Here is a 1,992-nt window from a genome sequence, read left to right as displayed (position 1 = left end):
CCATCGACTTCGCGAAGTTGCGGCACTTCCTGGCGGCATCGCTCGATCGCATACGGGCAGCGCTGATGGAACGTGCAGCCCGACGGCGGATTCAGCGGCGAAGGCAGTTCACCTTCGAGCTTGATCTTCGCGCGGCGGTCCTCCTCGAAGATCGCCGGTGTCGCCGACAGCAGCGAACGCGTGTACGGATGGCGCGGCCGTCCGATCACCGTGGCCTTGTCGCCCAGTTCCGCGACGCCGCCCAGATACATCACCATCACATCGTCGGCGATATGCTCGACCACGGCCAGGTTGTGCGAGATGAACACGTAACTGGTGCGGAACTGCTCCTGCAGGTCCATGAACAGATTCAGGATCTGCGCCTGGATCGACACATCGAGCGCCGACACCGGTTCATCCGCCACCACGATCTGCGGATCGAGGATCATCGCGCGCGCAATCGCCACGCGCTGGCGCTGCCCGCCCGAGAACATATGCGGATAGCGCTTCGCGTGCTCGGGCCGCAGGCCCACGATGCGCATCATGTGCGCGATGCGGTCGGCGCGCTCGCTGGCCGTGAGCTTGGTGTTGATCGCCAGTGGCTCGCCCAGCGTCTGCTCCACCGTCTTGCGCGGATTGAGCGAGGCGAACGGGTTCTGGAACACCATCTGCACCCGGCGGCGCAGTGCTGCGATCTGCTCGCGGCCGGCGCTCGCCACGTCCTCGCCGTCGATGGTGAGCGAGCCCGAGGTCGGCGGCTCGATCATCGTCAGCTGGCGCGCGAGCGTGGACTTGCCACAGCCCGATTCGCCCACCACCGCGAGCGTGCGCCCGCGCGTGAGCGAGAACGACACGCCGTTGAGCGCCTTCACGGTGCCCGTGCCGAACATGCCGCGTTTGACCGTGTAGTGCTTTTTCAGATCGTGCGCGACCAGGACCTTTTCGTCGTCATGACCGGACTGGGTCGCGGATTGCTGGACTGCGTTCATCGCGCGCCTCCATTCAGGGTTTCGGTCGCCACGTTCAGCGGCTGGATACAGCGCACCAGCGCACAGCCGCTCGCGTCCGCCACGGCGTCGAGCGTCGGGCGCTTCCTGTTGCACGCATCAACCACGTATTTGCAGCGCGGCGCGAAGAGACACCCGGTTGGGCGATCATCGCGGCCCGGCACCATGCCCGGCAGCGCGGCCAGACGCGCGGCACCCGTGTTGTGCTCGGGAATCGCCGCGAGCAGCGCCTGCGTGTACGGATGGTGCGGACGCGAGAAGATATCCGGCACGCGGTTGGTCTCGATCACCTCGCCCGCGTACATCACCGCCACGCGCTGCGCGACTTCCGACACCACCGCCAGATCGTGCGAGATCAGCACGAGCGCCATGCCGCGCTCCTTCTGCAGGCGCACCAGCAGCTCCATGATCTGCGCCTGGATCGTCACGTCGAGCGCCGTGGTCGGCTCATCGGCGATCAGCAGTTTGGGGTTGCAGGCCACCGCCATCGCGATCATCACGCGCTGGTTCATGCCGCCCGACATCTGGTGCGGATAGTTGTCGATGCGGTTCTTCGCGTCCGGAATGCCCACCTGGTCGAGCAGTTCCAGCGCGCGTTTATGCAGCGCCGCGCCGCGCAGCCCTTCGTGCAGCTTCAGCACTTCCTTGATCTGGTAGCCGACGGTGTAGCTCGGGTTCAGGCTCGTGAGCGCGTCCTGGAACACCATGGCGATGTCCTTGCCGACGATGCGGCGGCGCTCCTTGCCCGTGGCGTTCAGCAGATCGCGGCCATCGAAAGTGACCGCATCGGCGGTGACCTTGCCCGGCGCGTCGATCAGGCCCATCAGCGCCATCATCGTCACGCTCTTGCCCGAGCCCGATTCACCGACGATGCCGAGCACTTCGCCCGGCGCCACCGACAGGTTCACGCGGTCCACGGCGGGCAGGCCGTTGAAGTTCACCGACAGGTTGCGGATGGTAAGAAGGTCAGTCATGTTCAGGCCATCCGTTTCAGCTTGGGGTCGAG

2 protein-coding genes are annotated in these 1,992 nt (G+C 65.9%); both read right to left on the bottom strand.

Translation table 11 applies throughout. From position 1 onward, the window contains the following. The coding region (locus F3J17_RS35865; protein ID WP_167070554.1) for a peptide ABC transporter ATP-binding protein at nucleotides 1–968 on the bottom strand (968 nt) is incomplete at its 3' end. Then, the gene (locus F3J17_RS35860; RefSeq protein WP_167070552.1) at nucleotides 965–1,960 is read right to left on the bottom strand and encodes an ABC transporter ATP-binding protein; all 996 of its coding nucleotides are present in this window, start codon (nucleotides 1,958–1,960) and stop codon (nucleotides 965–967) included. The genes F3J17_RS35865 and F3J17_RS35860, both read right to left, overlap by 4 nt. Between the last annotated feature and the right edge of the window lie 32 nt (nucleotides 1,961–1,992).

Origin of the sequence: Burkholderia sp. Ax-1719, assembly GCF_011753055.1 — a bacterium.
Lineage (GTDB): Bacteria > Pseudomonadota > Gammaproteobacteria > Burkholderiales > Burkholderiaceae > Paraburkholderia.
Note: the sequence above shows the minus strand (reverse complement) of the source record. Positions and strands in the feature narration are given on the sequence as shown.

Excerpts from the sequence above, each read along its gene's own strand:
- F3J17_RS35860 (WP_167070552.1), bottom strand. The coding sequence starts at position 1,960 with ATGACTGACCTTCTTACCATCCGCAACCTGTCGGTGAACTTCAACGGC.